Annotated in this window: 11 protein-coding genes; 10 read left to right on the top strand and 1 reads right to left on the bottom strand. The window is 75.0% G+C overall.

All coding sequences use genetic code 11. The features are described from left to right. On the bottom strand, window positions 1-206 hold a 206-nt coding region (locus HCN52_RS24705), incomplete at its 3' end, for a hypothetical protein (protein ID WP_209314368.1). Window positions 207-395: 189 nt separating this feature from the next. Between HCN52_RS24705 and HCN52_RS10035 the strand changes: the two genes are divergently transcribed. The 10 genes from HCN52_RS10035 (at window position 396) to HCN52_RS09990 (ending at window position 22213) form a co-directional block, all read left to right on the top strand. Then, window positions 396-10013 carry a type I polyketide synthase gene (locus HCN52_RS10035; protein ID WP_168088056.1) on the top strand — a complete coding sequence of 3206 codons (9618 nt, stop codon included), beginning with the start codon at window positions 396-398 and terminating at the stop codon, window positions 10011-10013. After that, window positions 10010-13714 (top strand): SDR family oxidoreductase, encoded by a 3705-nt coding sequence (locus HCN52_RS10030; RefSeq protein WP_168088055.1) that lies wholly within the window; start codon window positions 10010-10012, stop codon window positions 13712-13714. The genes HCN52_RS10035 and HCN52_RS10030 overlap by 4 nt, the downstream gene beginning before the upstream one ends. Continuing rightward, the gene (locus tag HCN52_RS26160) at window positions 13711-14604 is read left to right on the top strand and encodes a 3-hydroxyacyl-CoA dehydrogenase family protein (protein WP_168088054.1); all 894 of its coding nucleotides are present in this window, start codon (window positions 13711-13713) and stop codon (window positions 14602-14604) included. The genes HCN52_RS10030 and HCN52_RS26160 overlap by 4 nt, the downstream gene beginning before the upstream one ends. Window positions 14605-14672: 68 nt before the next feature. Next, window positions 14673-14930: a phosphopantetheine-binding protein gene (locus tag HCN52_RS10020; protein ID WP_168088053.1), complete on the top strand. Its 258-nt coding sequence runs from the start codon at window positions 14673-14675 to the stop codon at window positions 14928-14930. 20 nt (window positions 14931-14950) lie between these two features. Then, a complete protein-coding gene (locus HCN52_RS10015; protein ID WP_312876628.1) occupies window positions 14951-16102 on the top strand; it encodes an acyl-CoA dehydrogenase family protein in 1152 nt (383 codons plus the stop codon). Continuing rightward, the gene (locus HCN52_RS10010) at window positions 16099-17160 is read left to right on the top strand and encodes an HAD-IIIC family phosphatase (RefSeq protein WP_168088052.1); all 1062 of its coding nucleotides are present in this window, start codon (window positions 16099-16101) and stop codon (window positions 17158-17160) included. The genes HCN52_RS10015 and HCN52_RS10010 overlap by 4 nt, the downstream gene beginning before the upstream one ends. Beyond that, entirely contained in the window at window positions 17157-17915 is a 759-nt protein-coding gene (locus HCN52_RS10005; protein WP_168088051.1) for a thioesterase II family protein, read from the top strand. The genes HCN52_RS10010 and HCN52_RS10005 overlap by 4 nt, the downstream gene beginning before the upstream one ends. Window positions 17916-18056: 141 nt before the next feature. After that, window positions 18057-19250 carry a glycosyltransferase gene (locus HCN52_RS10000; protein WP_168088050.1) on the top strand — a complete coding sequence of 398 codons (1194 nt, stop codon included), beginning with the start codon at window positions 18057-18059 and terminating at the stop codon, window positions 19248-19250. Then, entirely contained in the window at window positions 19247-20800 is a 1554-nt protein-coding gene (locus HCN52_RS09995) for a glycosyltransferase family 2 protein (protein ID WP_168088049.1), read from the top strand. The genes HCN52_RS10000 and HCN52_RS09995 overlap by 4 nt, the downstream gene beginning before the upstream one ends. Before the next feature lie 117 nt (window positions 20801-20917). Next, window positions 20918-22213, top strand: coding sequence for a UDP-glucose dehydrogenase family protein (locus tag HCN52_RS09990; RefSeq protein WP_168088048.1), 1296 nt, complete (start codon window positions 20918-20920; stop codon window positions 22211-22213). Window positions 22214-22267 lie beyond the last annotated feature (54 nt).

Here is a 22267-nt window from a genome sequence, read left to right as displayed (position 1 = left end):
TAGGCGGGGTCGGCGAGCAGGCTGTCGGGGACGCCGTTGGCCCGCAGTTCCGCCTCGTCGAAGCGGCTGATGCCGAGGCCGCGGCAGCTGAGGGGGAGTCCCGCGAGGCCGCTCCGGGCGCCGGCCGACGCACCGCCCGGGGCTCCGGGCCCCGGGCGCCGGGAGCCCCGCCGGCCCCGCCGACGAACCGCGTCGTGCCTGGTCACAGCGATTACTTCGAGATGGGCAGGCAGTGGACCGGTGTCATTGGGGGCCCGGGTCGCCCCGCCTAGGGTGAGGCGCGCATCACGGTGCACCGCCCCGTTCGCTGCCCCTCGCCCCCGCTCGCCGCCCCGAGCGCGACATCGTCCGCGCCACCGCCCCGAACGCAGGAGGACAGGCCAGGTGAGTCATCCATGACGGAACGTCAGCTCACGCAGGCGACCCCCGAGACCGACAACGGGCCGGCGGTCGCGGTGGTCGGCATGGCCGGCCGGTTCCCCGGCTCCGCCGAGGTGCGCGACCTGTGGCGCTCCCTGCGCGCGGGCGGCCTCGGCATCAGCCGCTTCGACGAGGCGGAACTGCGGGCCAACGGCGTCCCCGACAGCCTGCTCGCCGACCCCGCCTACGTCCGGGCCGGTTCGGTCCTGGAGGGCATCGACCTGTTCGACGCGGGCTTCTTCGGCTACACCCCGCGCGAGGCGCAGCTCCTCGACCCGCAGCAGCGGCTCTTCCTGGAGACCTGCTGGCACGCACTGGAGGACGCGGCCGCCGACCCCGCGCGGTTCGACGGATCGATCGGTGTCGTGGCCGGCTCGGCGCTGAGCTCCTACCTCCTCCACAACCTGGCGGTCCACCCCGCCGTCCTGGAGACGGCCGGCGAGGTCGCCATCGCCATCGCCAACGACAAGGACTCCCTCGCCACCCGCACCGCCCACGTCCTGGACCTCACCGGTCCCTGCTACAGCGTCCAGAGCTACTGCTCGACCTCGCTCGTCGCCGTCTCCGCGGCCTGCTCCACCCTGGTCAGCGGCGAGGCGGACATGATGCTCGCCGGCGGGGTGACCGTCTCGGTGCCCCACCGCGTCGGCTACCTCCACCAGGAGGCCGGCATGACGTCGCCCGACGGCCTGTGCCGGCCGTTCGACGCCTCGGCCCAGGGCACCCCCGTCGGCAGCGGCGTCGGCGTCGTCGCGCTCAAGCGGCTGGAGGACGCCGAGGCGGACGGCGACCGGATCTACGCCGTGATCCGGGGCTGGGCCGTCAACAACGACGGCGCCGACAAGGTCGGCTTCACCGCCCCCGGGGTCCGGGGCCAGGCCGCCGTCGTCTCCGAGGCACTGGCCAGCGCCGGACTGGGGCCCGCCGACATCGACTACGTGGAGACGCACGGCACCGCCACGCCCCTCGGTGACGCGGCCGAGATCTCCTCCCTCCAACGCGTCTTCGACGTGCCCGCCGTGGACCGCTGCCTCATCGGCTCCGCCAAGAGCAACCTCGGCCACCTCGACCGCGCTGCCGGCGTCACCGGTCTCATCAAGACCGTGCTCAGCCTGCACCGCGAGGAGATCCCGCCGACCCTCCACTTCGAGCGGCCCAGCCCCCAACTGGAACGCTCCGGGGAGAAGCTGGGCGTCGTCACCTCGCTCACCCCCTGGCCGCGCCGCCCCGAGCGCATCCGGCGGGCGGGGGTGAGCGCCTTCGGCATGGGCGGCACCAACGCCCATGTCGTCCTGGAGGAGGCGGCGCCCGCGGACGACCGCGAGGAACGGCTCCCCCCGCGCGCTCAGCAGCTGCTCGTCTGGTCGGCGCGCAGTGAGGACGCCGCCGCCCGCACCGGTGAGCGGCTCGCCGCCGCGCTGAGCGGGGACGACCTGGCTGCCGAGGGCGACCTCGGCGACGTGGCGTACACCCTCCAGACCGGACGCGCCGTCTTCGAGCACCGGCGGTGCCTGGTCACCGGCTCCGCCGCCGACGCCGTGGACGCCCTCGGCGGGCAGGAGGCAGCGCACCACGTGCTCTCCCGCCGCGACGCCACCTCCGGACGCCCCGTCGGCTTCCTGCTCGCGGGCGTCGGCGAGCAGTACCGCGGCATGGTCGCCGGCCTCCACCGCACCGAGCCGGTGTTCGCCGCAGCGCTCGACGCCTGCGTCGCCGAACTCCGCCCCCACCTCGGCACCGACCCCGTCGCCGCCCTCGTCGCCGAGCGCACCGGAGGCGGCGACGACCTCGCACGGCTGCTCGGGCGCGCCGACGACAGCGAGGACTCCGCGGCACTGGCCCGGCCCGAGATCGTGCAGCCGGCCGTCTTCGCCGTCGACTACGCCCTGGGCACCCTGTTGATGTCCTGGGGCATCCGGCCGACGGTCCTCGCCGGTTACAGCGTCGGCGAGTTCGCCGCCGCCTGCCTCGCCGGGGCCCTGACCCTGCCGGAGGCCGCCGGCCTGGTGGCGGTCCGCGCCACGCTGATCGCCGGGCTGCCGCCCGGTGCCATGGCGGCCGTCCCGCTGTCGGCGGCCAGCGTCACCGCGACCTACTCACCGCGCACCAGCTACGGCGTCGACATCGCCGCGCACAACGGCCCCGCCATGAGCGTCATCTCCGGGCCGGTCGACGCGGTGCGCGCCCTCACCGACCGGCTCACCTCCGACGGGCTGCCGTTCCGACCGCTGCGCACCTCGCACGCGTTCCACTCGCAGATGATGCGACCGGTCGCCGCGGAGCTCACCGACTGGGCCCGCGAGAACCTGCGCCCGACGGCGCCCCGCGTCCCCTACCTGTCGAACGTCTCGGGCCGCCCCGTGACGGAGCAGCAGCTCGCCGACCCCGGCTACTGGGCACGCCACATGTGCTCGGCCGTGAAGTTCTCCGACATGCTGCGGCACCTCCTGGCGGGCAGCCGGGACGCCCTGCTGGAGATCGGCCCGGGGCAGTCCCTCGGCGCCATGGCCCGCAACCACCCGGACTGCCCGCCCGAGAGCTGGCCGCTGCTGATCCCCACCCTGCCCTCGGAGGCGGACCCCGCCTCCGACGAGCAGACCCTGGCCCGGGCCGTCGCCCAGCTCTGGCTCGCCGGAGCCGACGTGGACTGGGACGCCTACCACGAGGGGCGTGAGCCGCGGAAGGTGTCCCTGCCGGGGTATCCGTTCGCCCGCGACCGGTACTGGATCGACCCGCCGGACGCCCCCGCCGCGGACCGGGGCGCCCCTGCGGAGCCATCGCTCACCGCACCGGACGGCCGCCCGGCCGCACCGGCCGCGGGCACCGGCGCGGAGATCCTCGTTCCGCGGTGGACGCCCGCGCCCCTGGACGCAGCGGGCGCGGCCACCGCTCCCGACGGCCCCCTGTGGGTGCTCGCCGACGACAGCGGGCTGGCCGCCGCAGTCGCCGCGTCGGCCGCGGCGCAGGGGCGCGCGTGCCTGCTCGTCCGCCCCGGCGACGCCTACGCCGCCGGGGACCGACCGGTCGTCCGCCCCGGTGAACCGGCCGACTGGCAGGCCCTGCTGGCCGACGCCGGCGCGCCCTCGGCCGTGCTCCACCTCTGGGGTGCCGACGCCTCCACCGAGCACGATCCCGAACGCGCCCTGCTCCTCGGGCACACCGCACTGTGCGCGCTGGCGCCGGTGCTGGGCACGGCCCCGGCCCGCGTGGTCGTCGTCACCGACTCCGCACGCGCCGTCCTGCCCGGCGAACGGCCGGTACCGGCCCGCGCCGCCGTCCACGGCACCAGCCTCGTCGTGCCGCAGGAGTACCCCTCGCTCGACGTCCGCACCCTTGACGTCGCCCTCGCCGCCGACGGCATCGACGCCGCCGCCGACGCGGCCCTCGCCGAACTCGGCGCTGGCGACCGCCGCCACGCGCTGGCCGTCCGCGGAGCCCGGCGCTCGGCCCTCGACCTCGTACCGGCCGCCGACGCCGACGCCGACGCCGCCGACGCCGCGCCCGCCCTGACGGTCGGGCCGGACGGCGTCGTTCTCGTCACCGGCGGCCTCGGCGAGGTCGGGCTCCTGCTGGCCGGCCATCTCGGCCGGGACGGCGCCACCGTCGTCCTCACCGGGCGGCGCCCGCTGCCGGCCGAGGACAGCTGGGACGGCCTCCTCGCCGACGACGGAACCGACCCCGCGCTCGCCGCCCGCCTCCGCGGGCTGCGCCGCCTCGCCGAGAGCGGCGTGGGCGTCGAGTACGCGGTCGCCGACGTCACCGACGAGGCGGCGCTGCGGCCGGTGGTCGACGGGCTGGTCGACCGCTTCGGCCGGATCGACGCCGTGGTGCACCTGGCCGCCGTCACCTCACCCGACCACTTCGGGCCGCTCGCCCTCCTCGACGCGGACGTCCGGGACATCCACTTCACCGCGAAGCTGCACGGCACCGCCGTGCTGGAACGCGTCCTGGCGGGGCAACCCGTCGGACACTGCCTGCTCTTCTCCTCCGTCTCCACCGTGCTCGGCGGGCTCGGCTTCGCGGGGTACGCCGCCGCCAACGCCTGCCTGGACGCCGTCCCCTACCGGCACGCCGGCTCCGCCACCCACTGGTTCACCGTCAACTGGGACACCTGGGCGGCCACCGCCGCCGCCCTCGACGGGCAGGATGTCGGCGCCACCCAGGTCCAGCACTCGCTGACCGAGGAACAGGCCCTGGCCGCCCTCGACCGGGTGCTGGCCGCCCCCGCGCCCCGCACCGTGGTCAGCGCCGGTGACCTGGAGGCGCGCGCCGCCCAGTGGCTCGGCGGCGGGACGGACGCGACCGCGCCGGGCGGCCCCGACGACCCCGACACCCTCGTGCGTCCGGCCGGGGACCGCTTCCCGCGCCCCGCCCTCGCCCAGGCGTACGTGCCACCGAGCGGTCAGCGCGAGCGGCGGCTCGCCGAGGTGTGGGAGGACGTCCTCGGTATCGAGGGCGTCGGCTCCCGCGACAACTTCGCCGACCTCGGCGGCACCTCCCTGATGGCGCTCCAGCTGGTCAAGCGCATCCAGAAGACCTTCGGTATCGCGGTCTCACCGGTGTCGCTGTTCGAGGCGCCCACGGTGCAGACCATGGCCGCCCTCCTGGACCGCACCGCGGGCACCACCGAGCCCGAGGCCGCGCCGCAGACCCGGACCGCCCCCACCGCCCGCACCCGGCCCCGCCGGGACGCCCCGGAGGGCGAGCACGGGGGCGTCGAGCCGATCGCAGTCGTCGGGCTCGCCTGCCGCTTCCCCGGCGCGCCCGGCCCGGAGGAGTTCTGGCGCAACCTCGCGGACGGCGTGGAGTCCGTCACGCGCTTCACCGAGGACGAACTGCGCGCCTCGGGCGTGCCCGAGACCGAGTTCCGCTCCCCGGACTACGTGCCGGTCAAGCCGGTGCTCGACGACATCAAGGGGTTCGACGCCGCGTTCTTCGGCTACAGCGCCCGCGACGCGGTGATCACCGACCCGCAGCACCGGCTCATGCTGGAGATCTGCTGGGAGGCGCTGGACGACGGGGGCTACGGCGCGGAGCACGGCCGGGGACGCGTCGGCGTGTTCGCCGGCTCCAACGTCAGCACCTACCTCGGCTCCCACCTCTCCGGGGGCGGCGCGATCGAGGGGGAGGCCGACATCTACGCCTCGCTCATCGGCAACGACAAGGACTCGCTGGCCACCGGCATCTCCTACAAGCTGGGGCTGACCGGTCCCAGCATGAGCGTCCAGACGTTCTGCTCCACCGCGCTGGTCGCCACCCACCTCGCCTGCCAGAGCCTGCGCTCCGGGGAGTGCGAACTCGCCCTCGCCGGCGGCGTGGCCGTCCACGTCCCCGACCGCACCGGCCACCTCTACCTGCCCGGCGGCATGGAGACCCGCGACGGCCACGTCCGCACCTTCGACGCCGACGCCTCCGGCACCCTCTTCGGCGACGGCGCGGGCGCGGTGCTGCTCAAGCGCCTCTCCGACGCGATCGCCGACGGCGACCACGTCCACGCCGTCATCCGCGGCTCCGCCGTCAACAACGACGGTTCCTTGAAAGTCGGTTACACCGCGCCCAGCGTCGTCGGCCAGGCGCGGGTGGTGTCCGACGCGCTCGCGAACGCCGGGGTCGAGCCCGGGGAGATCGGCTACGTCGAGTGCCACGGCACCGCCACCGAACTCGGCGATCCGATCGAGGTCACCGCCCTGACGAAGGCCTTCGGGGACGACGGGCCGCGCGGCCGGGTCCCCATCGGCTCGGTGAAGACCAACATCGGCCACCTGGCGGCCGCGGCCGGCGCCAGCGGACTCATCAAGACCGTGCTGTCGCTGCGCAACCGGCGCATCCCGCCGAGCCTGCACTTCACCCGCCCCAACCCGGACATCGACTTCGCCGCCGGTCCCTTCCACGTCAACACCACCCTCGCGGAGTGGACCGTGGCGGAGGGCCGCCGGCGCCTGGCCGGCGTCAACTCCCTGGGAATGGGAGGCACCAACGTCCACGTCGTCCTCGAGGAGGCCCCCGACGCCCCTGCACGGGAGACCGGTGACGACGCCACCCGGCGCCGCCACCACGTCGTCCCCGTCTCGGGACGCACCCCCACCGCCGCGGACGAGTCCGTGCGGCGGCTGCGGGCCCATCTCGCCGACCCACCGGGGGGCGACGCCCCGCCGTTGGCGGAGGTGGCGTTCACCGCCCAGACCGGCCGCGCCGTCTTCGAGCACCGCCGGGCGATGGTCGCCGCCTCGACCGCCGGGCTGACCGGTGCCGACGGTGCCGACCCCGCGCTCGCCCTCGCCCGCCACGAGGCCGTCGTCGACCGGCCCGTCGCCTTCCTCATCGCCGGCGTCGGCGAGCAGTACCCCGGGATGGTCGGCGAACTGTACCGGCGTGAACCGGAGTTCACCGCAGCGGTCGACGAGTGTGCCGAGATCCTGCGCCCCCTCCTGGACGCCGACGTCGTCCCCCTGCTGACCGGTCCCCGGCCCGCTTCCGCCGATCCGCTGCTCGCGGCCCTCGGCCGCGATCGCGGCGCGGCGGAGGACGACGGCGAGGAGTCCCCGCTCAACAGCACCGAGATCGCCCAGCCGGCGGTGTTCGTCGCCGAGTACGCCCTGGCGCGGCTGCTGGAGAGCTGGGGCGTCCGGCCCACCACGATGCTCGGCTACAGCCTCGGCGAGTACGTCGCCGCCTGCCTGTCCGGCGTCCTGACCCTCACCGACGCGCTGCGCCTCGTCGCGTTCCGGGCCCGGCTGATCGGCGGGCTGCCCGCGGGAGCCCTCCTCGCGGTCGCACTGCCGCAGCGGGCGGTCACGGACCGGATCCGCCAGTGGGAGGCGGAGGGAATCGACCTCGCCGCCGTCAACGGGCCCGACCTCAGCGTCGTCGGCGGCGAGCCGGCGGCCGTCGAGGCGTTCGCCGCGCGACTGACCGACGCCGGGATCGCCCACCGGCGCCTCGCCACCACCCACGCGTTCCACACCCGGATGCTGGAGCCCGCCCGCGAAGCCCTCACCGACTGGGTCCGGGACCACCTCACGCCCCAGCCGCCCACCGTCCCCTACATCTCCTGCCTCACCGGCCGGCCCGTCACCGCCGACCTGGTCACCGACCCCGGCTACTGGGCCCGCCACATGGTCTCGCCGGTGCGCTTCGCCGACGGCCTGACCCGGTTGCTCGCCGATCCCGACCCGGCGTTCCTGGAGATCGGCGCCGGCCGGTCCCTGGGCGCCATGGCACGCAGCCACCCCGACTGCCCGCCCGAGCGCGGTCCGCTGGTCCTCGCGACCCTGCCCGCGGCAGCCGACCCCGCCCCGGACGACCGGACCCTCGCCGACGGGCTCGCCGGCCTGTGGCTCACCGGGGTCCCTGTCGACTGGCACGCCCACCACGGGGAGCGCCGCCCCCGCCGCGTCCCGCTGCCCTCGTACCCTTTCGAACGCACCGAGTACTGGCTGCGCACCGGCGCCGACGCACCGGCCCGCCCCGCGCCCGACGCCGCCGCCCGGCCGTCCGGCGCCGTGCGCCGCCCCGACGGCACCCTCGTGCCCCAGCCGCTGCCGCTGCTGCCCGAGGACGAGTGGCTGCACGTCCAGGTGTGGCGGCAGACGGCGCCGCGCAGCGGCCGGCTCCCCGCCGCCCGCTGGCTCGTGCTCGCCGGCGCCCGCGACGACGACCCCGACGGCGCAGCGGTCGCGGACGAGCTGACAGCACGGCTGGGAGCGGCCGGCGGCAGCGTGGTCGTCGTGCGCCCCGGCGACCAGGACCCGCCCCCGCGCGGCGGCAGGCTGCCCCGCACCCCCGAGGGGGACCACCTGGTCCGGCCCGGCGACGCCGCCGCCTTCCGGGCGCTGCTGCGCGAACTCAAGGACGACGGGGGAGTACCCGACCGCGTCGTGCACCTGTGGTCCCGCGTCCCCGGCACCGCCCCGGACGGGGCGGCGGCCCCCGAGGACGCGCTGCCCCACGGCCTGCACACCCTCGCCGCCCTCGCCCGCGCGATGGGCGACTCCGGACTCGCCAAGTGGGGCCTGGACGTCGTCGCCTCCGGCACCGCGGCCGTCACCGGCACGGAACGCCTCCACCCCGCGCTGAGCACCCTCCTGGCAGCGGTCCGCGTGATCCCCCTCGAGTACCCGGGCGTCTCCTGCCGTCTCGTCGACCTCGACGCCGGGGACAGCGCCGGCGCCGGGGCCGTCGCCCGCCTGGTCGCCGGGGAACTGGGCGACGGAGGACGGGAACCCGTCGTCGCCCTGCGCGGCGGCCGGCGCTGGCTGCCCGACTACGAGTCCGTCCCCGTCCCCGCCGACGCCCGGGAGCCCGACCCGGCCGGCACCGCCGCGGTCGGCACCGGAGCGACGGCGCCCGACTCCGGCACCGCGCCGCCGCCCCTGCGTGAGCGGGGCGTCTACCTCGTCACCGGCGGCCTCGGCGGCATCGGCCTCGCCATGGCCGAGCGGCTCGCCCGCGACTGCCGGGCGCGGCTCGTCCTCGTCGGCCGCACCGGGCTGCCCTCCCGCGACACCTGGGACGCGATCCTCGCCGACCCCACCGTCACCGACGAGGTGCGGCGCCGGGTGACCGGCGTGCGCGGGCTGGAGGAACGGGGCGCGGAGGTCGCCGTCGTCACCGGCGACATCGCCGACCCCGCCACCGCCCGCGCCGCGGTCGCCACCGCCCGGGAGCGCTTCGGCGCCCTCCACGGCGTGCTCCACGCGGCCGGACTGCCCGGCATCGGGCTGATGCAGTTCAAGACCGAGAGCGAGATGGCCAAGGTCATGGCGCCCAAGATCGCCGGCACCCGGGCCCTGGAGGACGCGCTGGCAGGGGCGGGAGCGGACTTCCTCGTGCTGTTCTCCTCCGTCACCTCCGCCACCGGCGGCGGCCCCGGACAGCTCGACTACTGCGCCGCCAACGCCTACCTCGACATCCACGCCCACGCCGCCGCCCGGCGCCCCGGGGCGCTCCGCACCGTCTCCATCGGCTGGGGCGAGTGGCAGTGGAACGCCTGGGAGGCGGGCATGGCCGGCTACGACCCGGAGATGCGCGACTACTTCCGGGAGAACCGCGCGACGTTCGGCATCGGCTTCGACGCCGGATGGCGCGCCCTGCTGCGCTCCCTGGAACTGGGCCAACCCCATGTCGTCGTCAGCACCCAGGACTTCGCGGCCATGGCGAGGGACAGCACGCTGTTCAACGTCGAGACCATCGGGAAGGCGCGCGACACCTGGCTCGACGGCGCCCACCACCCCCGCCCCGACCTGCTGACGCCGTACGTGGCGCCGGCGGGCGAGACGGAGACCGCCATCGCGGAGGTCTGGGCCCAGATGCTCGGCCTGGAGAGGGTCGGCACCGCCGACAGCTTCTTCGCGCTCGGCGGCAACTCGCTGACCGGCATGGAGGTGATGGCGCGCATCCGCCGCCGCCTCGATGTCGACGACCTCCCACCCCACGTCCTCTACGAGGCACCGACCGTCAGCGCGATGGCCCGGTACGTCGAGGGCGGGGACGCCACCCACCAGGAACCCCCCGCCGGGGAACGCGCGCGCGGGGACCAGCGCCGCGCCGGACTGCGGCGGGCCCGGAAGAACAGGAAGACGGCGGGCGAATGAGCAGCGACACGACCCAGACCGGCGCCTCCGGCGACCACCCCTCCGACGACTTCTCCGACGACCACCTCGACACCCGTGTGGCCGTCATCGGCATGTCCGGCCGGTTCCCCGGCGCCGCCGGCGTCGCCGCCCTGTGGCGCGGACTCTCGGACGGCTTCAGCGGCATCCGGGAGATCACCGACGAGGAACTGGCCGCCGCACACGTGCCCCCCGCCGTCCTCGCCGACCCGCGCTACGTGCGGCGCGGCGCGCCCCTGGACGACGTGGGCGACTTCGACGCCTCCTTCTTCGGGTTCAACCCCCGCGAGGCCGAGATCACCGACCCCCAGCACCGCCTGTTCCTCGAATGCTGCTGGGAGGCGCTGGAGAGCGCCGGCTACCCGCCGCAGAACATGCCGGGCACCGTCGGCGTCGTCGGCGGCGTCGGCTTCAGCCACTACGGGCTGCGGCACGTCCTGGCCCGGCCCGACGTGATGGCGACCATCACCAGCGGCCAGTACGGCATCAGCACCATGTCGGACTCGCTGTGCACGATGGTCGCCTACAAGCTGGGCCTGACCGGCCCCGTCCTCAGCGTGCAGACCGCCTGCTCCACCTCCCTGGTCGCCGTGCACGTCGCCGTGCAGAGCCTGCTGACGTACGAGTGCGACACCGTCCTGGCCGGTGGCGTGTCGGTCGAGGACCCGATGCCCGCCGGCTACACCTACGAGGAGGGCTCGATCCTCTCGCCCGACGGACGCGCCCGCAGCCTCGACGCGGACGCCGACGGCAGCGTGTGGGGCAAGGGCGTCGGGGTGGTCGCGCTCAAGCGGCTCGGCGACGCGCTCCGGGACGGCGACCACGTCCACGCCGTCATCCTCGGCTCCGCCGTGAACAACGACGGTGCCGACCGCGGTGCCTATGTCGCTCCCTCCGCGGCCGGGCAGCGCGCCGTCATCGACGGCGCCCTCTCCGTCGCCGGGATCGACTCCGGCACGGTCGACTACGTCGAATGCCACGCCACCGGCACCCGCCTCGGCGACGCCATCGAACTCGCCGCGATGGACAAGGCGTTCAGCGCGCCGCGCGAGAGCCCGCTCGTGCTCGCCTCCGTCAAGCCGTGCATCGGCCACCTCGACCGCGCCTCCGGGGTGACCGGCCTGATCCGCGCCGTCTCCGCGCTCGAACACCGGGAACTGCCCGGCACTCCCGGCTTCCGCACCCCCAACCCCGCGCTGGCCGCGGCCTCCGACCGGCTCCGGGTGCTGCCCGCCAACCTCCCCTGGGACCGGGGTGACCACCCCCGCCGCGCGGGCGTGAGCTCCTTCGGCGCGGGCGGCACCAACGCCCACGTCGTCCTGGAGGAGGCCCCCGCCGCCGAACGGAACGCCCCGGGGGCCGCCGGACCCCACGTGCTGACCCTGTCGGCGCGGACCCCGGCCGCGCTCGCCGCCGCGGCGGACCGGCTCCGCGACCACCTGGCCGACAGCGGAGCCCAGGACGACGACCTCGCCGACATCGCGTACACCCTCCAGATCAGCCGCACCGGGTTCCCCTACCGGCTCGCCGTCACCTGCGACACCGTCGCGGACGCCGTCGCGGCCCTCGCCGACGCCGAACGCTCCCGCGCCCACGGCCCGGCCGCGGGCGGCGCCCCCACCACCGCGCCGGCGGACCCGGCGGAGGCCGCCCGGGTCTGGCTGGCGGGCGCCGACCCGGACTGGACCGCAGTGCAGCCCTCCGGCGGCCGCCGGGTACCGCTTCCGACCTATCCGTTCGAACGGCGCCGCTACTTCCTCGACCGCGTCGCCCATCCCACGGCCGGAGCGGGCCCCGCCGTGCCGCAGGGACGCCTGGAGGACCGCGCCGACTGGTTCGCCCACCCCGTCTGGCACCGCCTCCCCGCCCCGCAGGCCGCCGGCCCCCGGGACCTGCGGGACGCCGGCCCGTGGTGGGTGCTGGCCGACGGCGAGGTCGGCGTGGCCGCCGCACGGCTGCTCCGCGAGGCCGGCGCCGAGGTCACGGTGCTCACCCCCGCCGGTGCCACGGTCCACGGCGCGCAGGAGGGCCACGCCGTCGACCCCGCCTGCCGCGACGGCTTCGCCGACCTGCTGACCACCGCGGGGCGCCCCCGCACCGTCCTCCACCTGTGGAACACGGTCGGCGGCGACGGCGGGTTCGGCGCGGCCGACCGGTTCGCCGCCGCCCAGGAGCGCGGCTACTACACCGTGCAGGCCCTGGCGGGCGCCCTCGCCACCGACCGGGCGACCGGACGGGTCACCCTGGTCAGCTGCACCACCGGCGCCGTCGAGGCCGTCGGCGGCGACCTCACCGCGCCCGAACAGGCCACCCTGCTGGGACTGGCACGCGTGATCTCCCAGGAGGTCGGGGACATCGCCTGCCGGCTGGTCGACATCGGCGGCCACGACGGGGGCACCGGCACCGCGGCGGACATCCTCGCCGCCCGGGTCCTCGCCGAGAGTGTCGACCCCGACCCCGCCGCGGAGCCGGTCGCGCTGCGCCCGCGCGGCCGCTGGGTGCGCGGCTTCGAGCCGCTGCGCCTGCCCGCCGTCGACCCCGACACCCGCGCCGCCGACGGCCCCCTCCGGGAGGGCGCGACCGTCGTCGTCACCGGCGGCCTCGGCGACGTCGGCGCGGTCCTCGCCGCCCACCTGGCCGCCACCCGCTCCTGCAACCTGGTCCTGACCGCACGCACCCCCCTGCCCCCCGAGGCCGAGTGGCCGGCCCTGCTGGCGGCCGCCACCGCGGACGACCGCGCCGCGCGCCATGTGCGCACCGTGCTGCGGCTGCGCGAGGCGGGCGCGCGGGTCCTGGCCGCCGGGGCCGACATCGCGGACCGGGAGGGGATGGCCCGCGTCCTGGACGCCGCCCGGCGGGAGTTCGGCACGATCGACGCCGTCGTCCACGCGGCGGGGGTGCAGTCCTCGGACTGCTTCGGGCCGGTCGTCGACCTGCCGCGCCGCGCCTGCGAGGCGCACTTCGGCGCCAAGACGGGCGGACTGCGGGTCCTGGAGGACCTGCTGCGGCCCGACGAGGCCCCGGTGCGGATCGCGGTCTCCTCGATCTCCTCCCTCCTCGGCGGGCTCGCCCACGGCCCCTACGCGGCGGCCAACGCCGGCCTGGACGCGCTGACCCAGGCGCTCGCCTGTGTCGCGGAGCCCGGCTCCGGCACGGCCGGCTGGCTCACCGTCGACTGGGACTCCTGGCTGGTGGGGGAGCGGACCGACGACACCCTGGGCGCCACCGTCAAGGGGCTGGGCATGTCGGGGGAGGAGGGCGTGGACATCTTCGAGCGCACCCTGGCGCTGCACGGACGCACCGGCCACCTCGTGGTGTCGATCGGCCCGCTGGACCAGCGCCTCGCCCAGTGGACCGGCTCCCTGGACGACGGGGAGGACGCCGCTCCCGAGGAGCGGCACCCGCGGCCCCCGCTGTCCGTGCCGTACGAGGAGCCCGTCGGCGAGACCGAGACGGCGCTCGCGGGCATGTGGGGCGACATCCTGGGGATCGACGGCGTCGGCGCCCACGACAGCTTCTTCGACCTCGGCGGCCACTCGCTGGCCGCGGTGCGGCTCATGGCCCGAGTCCGAACGGCCTTCGGCGGGATGCCCGCCGACACGCTGCTGGCCCATCCCACGGTCCGGGCCTTCGGCAAGGAACTGACCGCCGCGAGGGCGGCGGCGGAAGGAGCACAGCGGTGACGAACGTCGCAGTGGTCGGCGCGGGTGTCATGGGCACCGGCGTCGCACAGAACCTGGCCCAGCGCGGCCACACCGTCGTCCTGATCGACCGGGACGCGCAGACCGTCGAGCGGGCTTTGGCCCGCATCGGGCTCAACTGCCGCCTCAGCCACATGTTCGGCGGCCCCGAGACCGACTCCGAGGAGGTCCTCTCCCGGATCACCGGCGGAACCGACCTCGCCCTCCTGGCCGACAGCGAGGTGGTGATCGAGAACATCACCGAGAACTGGGAGCTGAAGAGCGAGCTCTACCCGGGGCTCGACGCCGCCGCCCACCCCGACGCGGTGTTCGTCGCCAACACCTCGGCGATCCCCATCACCCGCATCGCCTCCCTCACCTCCCGCCCCGAGCGGGTGGTCGGCGTGCACTTCATGAACCCCGTGCCGATGAAGCCCGCCGTGGAGCTGATCCCCGGCCACCACACCACGCCCGAGGCGCTGGAGCGGGTGCGGAACCTGCTGGACTCCATGGGGAAGAAGGCCATCGACGTCAACGACGCCTGCGGCTTCGTCTCCAACCGGGTCCTGATGCTCACCGTCAACGAGGCCGCCTTCCTGGTCCACGAGGGCGTCGCCGACGCGGAGACCGTCGACGAGGTCTTCCGCAGCTGCTTCGGGCACCCCATGGGGCCGCTGGAGACCGCGGACCTGATCGGCGTCGACACGATCCTCTACAGCGTCGAGGTGCTGCACGAGCACTACGCCGACAGCAAGTACCGGCCCTGCCCGCTGCTGAAGAAGATGACCGACGCCGGTCTGCACGGCCGCAAGAGCGGCCAGGGCTTCTACCGCTACGACGGCTCGGGCGCCGCCGTCACCGGCAGCCGGGACGCCCTCCCCGCCGCCCGCTGACCCCTGCCGGCCCCGCGCCCCTGACGCCTCACCCCCCGTTCCTCTCCGTTCAGCAAGGAGACACCCCCATGAGCAGCACCGAGATCCGCACGCAGGTACGTGAGTTCATCAGCGGGCGGTTCCCGCAGGTCACCTTCGACGACGACCAGGACATCTTCGAGATGGGCTTCGTCAACTCCCTCTTCGCGATGGAGCTGGTCGTCTTCGTCGAGCGCACCTTCGCCGTGCGGGTCCCCAACAACGAACTGCGCCGCGAGAACTTCCGCTCGGTCACCTCGATCACCGGGGTCGTCGAGCGGGTCACCGCCGCCTCCACCACGGCCTGACCGACGAGAGCGGGAGAGACGTGGCAATCACCGAAGAGGCGGCCGCCGGCCTCGCCGAGGACGCACTGCCGGCCCCGGTACGGGAGTTCGTCGACCGGGAGCTCGTGCCGCACGCCGACGCGTGGGACCGCGAGGAGCGCCTACCCCCCGAGATCCTGGGGCGGGTCGGCGAACTCGGCCTGTGGGCACCCTTCCTGCCTCCGGAGCACGGCGGCCGCGCACTGCCGATGAGCGGCCTGACCCGGCTCCACGAGGAGGTCGGCCGCGGTTGCTCCTCCGTGCGCAGTCTCCTCACCGTGCACGGCATGGTCGCGTGGTCGGTCCACCACTGGGGCACCGACGAGCAGCGGGCTCGCTGGCTGCCCCGCCTCGCCGACGGTTCGCTCCTCGGCTCGTTCGGCCTCACCGGCGAGGAGAGCGGCACCGGCGCCGACGTCTCCGGCACCACTGCCACCCCGGACGGCGACGACTGGCTGCTGACCGGCCGGAAGAAGTGGATCACCGGCGGACAACTCGCCGGGCTCTACCTGGTGTTCGCGCAAGGCGGCGGTGGGATGACGGCCTTCCTGGTGCCCCGCGACGCCCCCGGTGTCAGCGTGACCCCGTTGACCGGGGTCCTCGGTACCCGCGCCAGTCACCTGGCCGAGATCCGCTTCGAGCAGGTGCGGCTGCCCGCCGACGCCGTCCTCGGCCCGCTCGGCTGGGCCGCCGGCACCGTCATGACCTCCGCCCTCGACCTCGGCCGGCTCAGCGTCGCCAGCGGCTGCGTCGGCATCATCCAGGCCTGTCTGGACGCCTCCGTCGCGCACACCCGCACCCGGATGACGGCCGACGGCCCGCTCTTCGACCGGCAGCTCGTCCGCCGCAGGATCAGCGACATGGTCACCGCGCTGCGTACCGCGCGGCTGCTGTGCCGCGACGCCGCCCGCCTCAAGGACGCCGAGGATCCCGCGATGATCATGGCGAACATGGTCGCCAAGTACCACGCGTCCACCGCCGCCGCCTCCTGCGCGGACAGCGCCCTGCAGCTGCACGGTGCCGCCGGGTGCTCCCCGCAGCACCCGGTCGCCCGGCTCTACCGGGACGCCCGCGTCATGGAGATCATCGAGGGCTCCACCGAACTCCAGCAGATCACCATCGCCGAACAGGCCCACCAGGAGGTGACCCGGTGAGCGACCCCACCGCCGCCGCGGACGTGACCGCACCCCGCCCGGGACAGATCAAGTGCGTCGTCTGGGACCTCGACAACACCCTGTGGGACGGCATCCTCCTGGAGGACGAGACCGTCACCGTCCGCCCGGAGGTCGTCGCCGAGATCCGCCGGCTCGACGAGTTGGGCGTCCTGCACTCCGTCGCCAGCCGCAACGACCACGACCACGCCATGGAACGGCTGCGCGCCGAGGGACTGGAGGAGTACTTCCTCTACCCCCGGATCAACTGGAACCCCAAGTCCGGGTCCCTCAAGGAGATCGCCTCCGCGCTCAACATCGGGCTCGACGCCCTCGCCTTCGTCGACGACCAGCCCTTCGAACGCGCCGAGGTCGCCCACAGCCTGCCCGAGATCACCGTCGTCGACGCCCTCGACCTGGCCGTCCTGCGGGAACCCGGCTTCCGGCCGAAGTTCGTCACCGACGAGTCCCGCACGCGCCGCTCCATGTACCGCAGCGCGGTCGTCCGCGACCGCGCTGAGCAGGAGCACGTCGGCACCGGCGAGGAGTTCCTCGCCACCCTCGACATGCAGTTCACCATCGGCGAGGCCGGCACCGAGGACCTCCAGCGCGCCGAGGAGCTGACGGTGCGCACCAACCAGCTCAACTCCACCGGAAGGACGTACTCCTACGAGGAGCTCGACGCACTGCGCCGCTCCCCGGACCACCTCCTGCTGGTGGCCTCCCTCACGGACCGCTTCGGCTCCTACGGCAAGATCGGCCTCGCCCTCGTCGAACGCGCCGGCCCCGTCTGGCACCTGCGCATGATGCTGATGTCCTGCCGGGTGATGTCCCGCGGCGTGGGCACCGTCCTGCTCAACCACATCATGACCCTCGCCGCGGAGGCCGGGGCCTCGCTCCGCGCCGAGTTCGTGGAGACCGGCCGCAACCGGATGATGTACGTCACCTACGCCTTCGCCGGCTTCACCGAGGCGGAGCGCGAGGGCGACCACGTCGTCCTGGAGGCGGACCTCGGCCGCATCCAGCCCGCGCCCCCCTACCTGACGGTGGAGCTCTCGTGACCACGGCTTCCTCACGCCGCGACACCCGCGCCTGGCTGCCCCTGGGCGAGCCCGATGTCTCCGGGCCCCGGCTGTTCTGCTACCCCAACGCGGGCGCGGGCGCGGGCGCGTTCGCCTCCTGGCGTGCCCTCGCCCCCGACGGGGTGCAGCTCTGCCCGCTCCAGCCCCCCGGCCGCGCCGAGCGCTACCAGGAGCAGCCGCACCGGCGGCTGGACTCCCTCCTCGACGACCTGATGACCTGTCTCGACGGACAGTTCGACGGGGTCTACGCCCTCTACGGGCACAGCCTCGGCGCGCTGGTGGTCTACGAGCTCACCCGCCGGCTGCGCGACGAGGGGCTGCCCGCCCCGGTCCACCTCTACGTCTCGGGGCGCGCCGCGCCGCATCTTCCCGAGACGCGGGCCCGGCTGTACGACCTGCCGACCCCCCGACTCGTGCCGCACCTACGGGCGATCGGCGGCACGCCCGAGGAGGTGCTCGGCGCTCCCGAGCTGCTCGACGTCTTCCTCCCCACCCTGCGCGCCGACTTCGAGGTCAACGAGAACTACCGGCACGCCCCCGCGGACCCTCTCACCACGCCGCTCACCGTCTTCGGCGGCACCCGTGACCCGCGCGCCGACGCCGACGAACTCCGCGCCTGGGGGGCGCTGACACGGGCTCGCCACGACGTGCGCCTCTACGAGGGCGGCCACTTCTTCGTCAACCCGCACGCCGGATCGCTGGTCGCCGAGATGACCGCCTCCCTGCGCCCCTGACCACGCACCGGGAGCCCTCCTCCGGCCCGGCGGACGGGCGCTCCCCACGACGGGCCGGGGGACGCATGAGCCCCCCGCCGTCGCCCACCGCTCTCGCCCGACCCGCCGGCCCGAGCCGACCACCAGCCCGAAAGGTTCCCCATGCGCGTTCTGTGCACCGTGACGGGTACCCCCTCCCACGCCCGCGCCATGCTCCCCCTGGTCCGGGCACTGTCCGGGGCCGGACACGAGGTCCTGGTGGTCGCACCGCCCGGGCCCGCACGGGTCTTCGCTCACGAGAAGGCCACCGTGCGGGTCGAGTTCGCCGAACTCTCCGACCAGGTGATGGGCGCCCTCATGGACGGCCGGGCCACCCTGCCGCCCGACCTCGACCTGCACGACCAGCGGCTGTGGATGCTGCCCGCCTGCGGCCCCCACCTCAGCGACAACTACCGTCTCCTGCTGCCCATCGCCCGCGAGTTCGCGCCGCACCTCCTGCTGCGCGACGGCACCGACTTCGCCGGGTTCCTGGTCGCCGAGACACTCGGAGTCGTCCAGGTGCCCGCACCCTCCGGCACCGGCCAGTACCTCGACCCCGAACTGGTCACCGGAGCGCTCGCCGAGCGCCGCGACGAACTCGGTCTCCCGGCCGACGACGACCCCCTGGCCATCTACCGGCACGGCCGCCTCGACTGCGTGCCCGCCTCCCTGTCCTACGCGCGCCCCGGACTGCCCGACGCCTTCGCCTACCAGCAGTCGCCCGTCGTCACCCGCGCCCAGCGCCTCCCGGAGTGGATGGCGGAGCTCCCCGCCGACCGGCCGCTGGTGATCGCCGCCACCGGCACCCTGCTCACCGACTTCACCCCGGAGGAGGGGACCCTGCCGGAGGCCGCCACGGACAACCCGCTCTCGCACGTCCCCGAGGCGTACATAGCGGGCCTCTCGGAGATCGACTGCACGGCGATCGTCGCCACCGCGGGCATCCCCGTCGACCCCACGCTCGCCGGCGACAACGTGCACGTCGTCGACCACTTCCCCCAACCGGAACTGCTCCAGTGCGCCCAGCTGTTCCTCACCCACGGCGGGTACAACAGCATCCGCGAGTCGCTGCGGGCAGGCGTGCCGATGGCCGTCCTCCCGCTCTTCGGCGACCAGGAGCACAACGCCAACCGCACCGCCGAACTCGGCGTGGGCCTGCGGGTGATGGACGCCGACGCGGAGAACGTCACCAAGACCTGCGACCGGCTGGTGGGGGACGCCGCCGCCACGGCCGGGGCCCGCGCCGCGCAGCGCCGGATGATGACCCTCCCCCCGGTCGAGGCCGCAGTGGACCACCTGGAAGGACTCGTGGGATGACCCCGACCGCACAGCCGTCCGACCCGTCCGACCTGTCCGACCCGGCCGGTCCCCGAGATCCGGCTCCCACCGTGCGGGGCGCGCAGCCCCGCATCCGGGGCAACGACCACGGGGTCCTGGAGCCACCCGCCCTCGGGAAGTGGGAGCCGCACCTGACGGCCACCGTCGTCGTGCCCGCCTACAACGGCCAGGACGCCCTCGACCTCACCCTCGCCGCACTCGCCGCGCAGTCCTACCCCGCGCACCTGACCGAGGTCGTGGTCGTCGACGACGGCAGCTCCCCGCCCATCCGGATCCCCGGGATCGCCCCCGAGAACACCCGGCTCGTCCCCTCCGCCGACGGCGGGTGGGGCCGCAGCCACGCCGTCCGCACGGGAGCCGCCGAGGCCGGGGGAGAGGTCGTCGTCTGGATCGACAACGACACCCTCGCCCACCGGGAGCACCTGGAGGCGCAGCTGCGATGGCACCACCTCGCGGACTACCTCGTCGTCCTCGGCAGCCGCCGCGTCGTCGACCACAAGCCGGGCGACCTCACCCCGGCCGCCGTCCACGAGGCGGTGGCCCGAGGCGCGGCCGACACCCTCTACGACGAGGAGACCAGCCGCCCCAACGGCTGGATCGACGCCGTCCGCGAGGCCACCGACGACCTGCGGGCCGCAGGCCCGAGCGTCGGCACCACGCTGGTCGGCTCCACCGCCTCCGTCCGCCGCGACCTGCTGCGGTCGGCGGGTGACTCCGATCCGGGGATGATCCTCGGCGAGGACACCGAACTCGGCTACCGCCTCTCCCAGGCGGGCGCCGTGTTCGTGCCCGAGCCCGAGGCCCGCTCCTGGCACCTGGGCGCCCCCACCATCGAACGCGAACAGGGCGGCCTGCTGCGACTCATCCGCCCCCACCTGACCCACCGCGTTCCCACGATGCGGCTCGCGCGACGCCGGCGCCGCCAGTGGCTCGTGCCGTACGTCGACGTCGTGGTGGAGGTCGCGGACGCCACCGCCGAGGACGTGCGGGCGACCGTGGACCCCGTGCTCGACGGCACCCTCCCCGACGTGCGGGTGACGCTCGTCGGCCCGTGGGAGCGGCTCACCGGCGAACGCCGCAGCGTGTTCGGCGACCCGCTGGTCGAACTGCGGCTCGTCCGCGACGAGTACGCCCACGAGGGCCGGGTCGCCTTCGCCGCGGAGGTGCCGCGGACCTCCTTCCCCGCGCCGTTCCGGCTGCGGTGCGCCCCCGGCTGGCGGCCCGCCCCCGACGGCCTGGCCGCACTGGTGCGGGAGGCGGACACCGACGGGCTCGGCCTCGTCGAGATCACCGGACCGGCGGACGAGTTCGGGGCCAGGTTGGAGCGGACGTCCGCCGTGCGCCGGGCGCTGCTGCTGGCGGCGCCCGGCGAGGAGCTGGACGCGGTCGTGGCCGACGTCTCCGGTGTTCTGCGCACCGACGACACCCGGTGGGGCGGCCCCGACGCACCACCGGACGATGTCAGCGTCGACAGCCTGCTCGCGATGCTGGAGGAACAAGGGCTGCGCCCCCCGACCCGCCCGCAGTGACCGCGAGCACCCGTGGGCCGCTGCGGACGCCGCACGCCCCGGAGCTCCGCCGTGCACAGGCCGCCGCCCGGAGACCTGTGCCCCTCTCTGCTGAACCTCGCGAAAGGAAGCCTGCGCATGCGTGTGGGTGTGTTCGGCGCGGGCTACATCGGTCTGGTGACCGGTGCCTGCCTCGCCTCACTGGGACACCGGGTCGTGGTCCGCGACATCGTCCCCGCCCGGGTGGAGATGCTCCGCGCCGGCCAGGTCCCGCTCTACGAACCGGGGCTCGAGGACCTGCTCCGGCAGAACCGCGACCGGCTGACCTTCACCCTGGACGCCGCGGAGGCCCTGGAGGGCACGGAGGTCGCGTTCGTGTGCGTGGACACCCCGCCCTCCGCCTCGGGAGACGCCGACCTGTCACGGGTGTGGTCGGTCGTCGCCGAGCTCGGGTCGGCACCGGAACTGAAGGCCCTGGTGGTCAAGTCGACCGTCCCCGTCGGCACCGGCGAGCAGATCCGCGGCGTTCTCGAGACCTCCGGTCTCGGACACCTCGGCTACGCCTCCAACCCGGAGTTCACCGCGGAGGGCCGCGCGGTCCGCGACTTCCTGCGCCCCGACCGGGTGGTGATCGGCGCCGAGGAGACGGAGACCGCCCGGCTCGTCACCGCGCTCCACGAGGGCATCGACGCACCGGTCGAGGTGATGGGCGTCGCCTCCGCCGAGATGGTGAAGCTGGCGGCCAACGCACTCCTCGCCACGAAGATCACCTTCATCAACGAGATCGCCGCCGTCTGCGAGCGGACCGGCGCGGACGTCCTCGAAGTGGCCCGGGCGGTCGGACTCGACCACCGGCTGGGCCCCCACTTCCTCAACGCGGGACTCGGGTACGGCGGCTCCTGCTTCCCCAAGGACTCCCGCGCCCTGCGCGCCATGGCCTCCAACAGCGGACACCCCTTCCAGCTGCTCTCCGCCGTCATCGAGGTCAACGACCTCCAGCCCCGCCGCGCCGTGCAGCGGCTCAAGGACCGACTCGGCGGACTGCGCGGGCGACGCGTGGCGCTCCTCGGACTCACCTTCAAGCCCGACACCGACGACATGCGCGAGGCCCCCTCCGAGGTCCTCGCCGCCCGGCTGCTCGCCGAGGGCTGCGAGGTCACCGGCTGGGACCCCATGGCCCGGCTGCCCGACCGGGAACCCTGGACCACCCGGGTGCGCCGCACCAAGACCGTCGCCGAGGCCGCCGAGGACTGCGACGCCCTCGTCGTCGTCACCGAGTGGGCCGAACTGCGCGACGTGGACTGGTCGGACGTGGCGCACCGCATGCGGGGGCGGGTCCTCTTCGACGGGCGCAACACCCTCGACCGGGAGGAACTGGCCTCCCAGGGCTTCGTCTGCATGGCGGTGGGGCGGGCCACCGCCGGTGAGGACTGACCCCCGGCGGCTGCCGGACACGCGGGTGGGGGCACCGGCCACAGCCGGTGCCCC

It is taken from the genome of Streptomyces bohaiensis (genome assembly GCF_012033785.1).
Taxonomy (GTDB): domain Bacteria; phylum Actinomycetota; class Actinomycetes; order Streptomycetales; family Streptomycetaceae; genus Streptomyces; species Streptomyces bohaiensis.
Note: the sequence above shows the minus strand (reverse complement) of the source record. Positions and strands in the feature narration are given on the sequence as shown.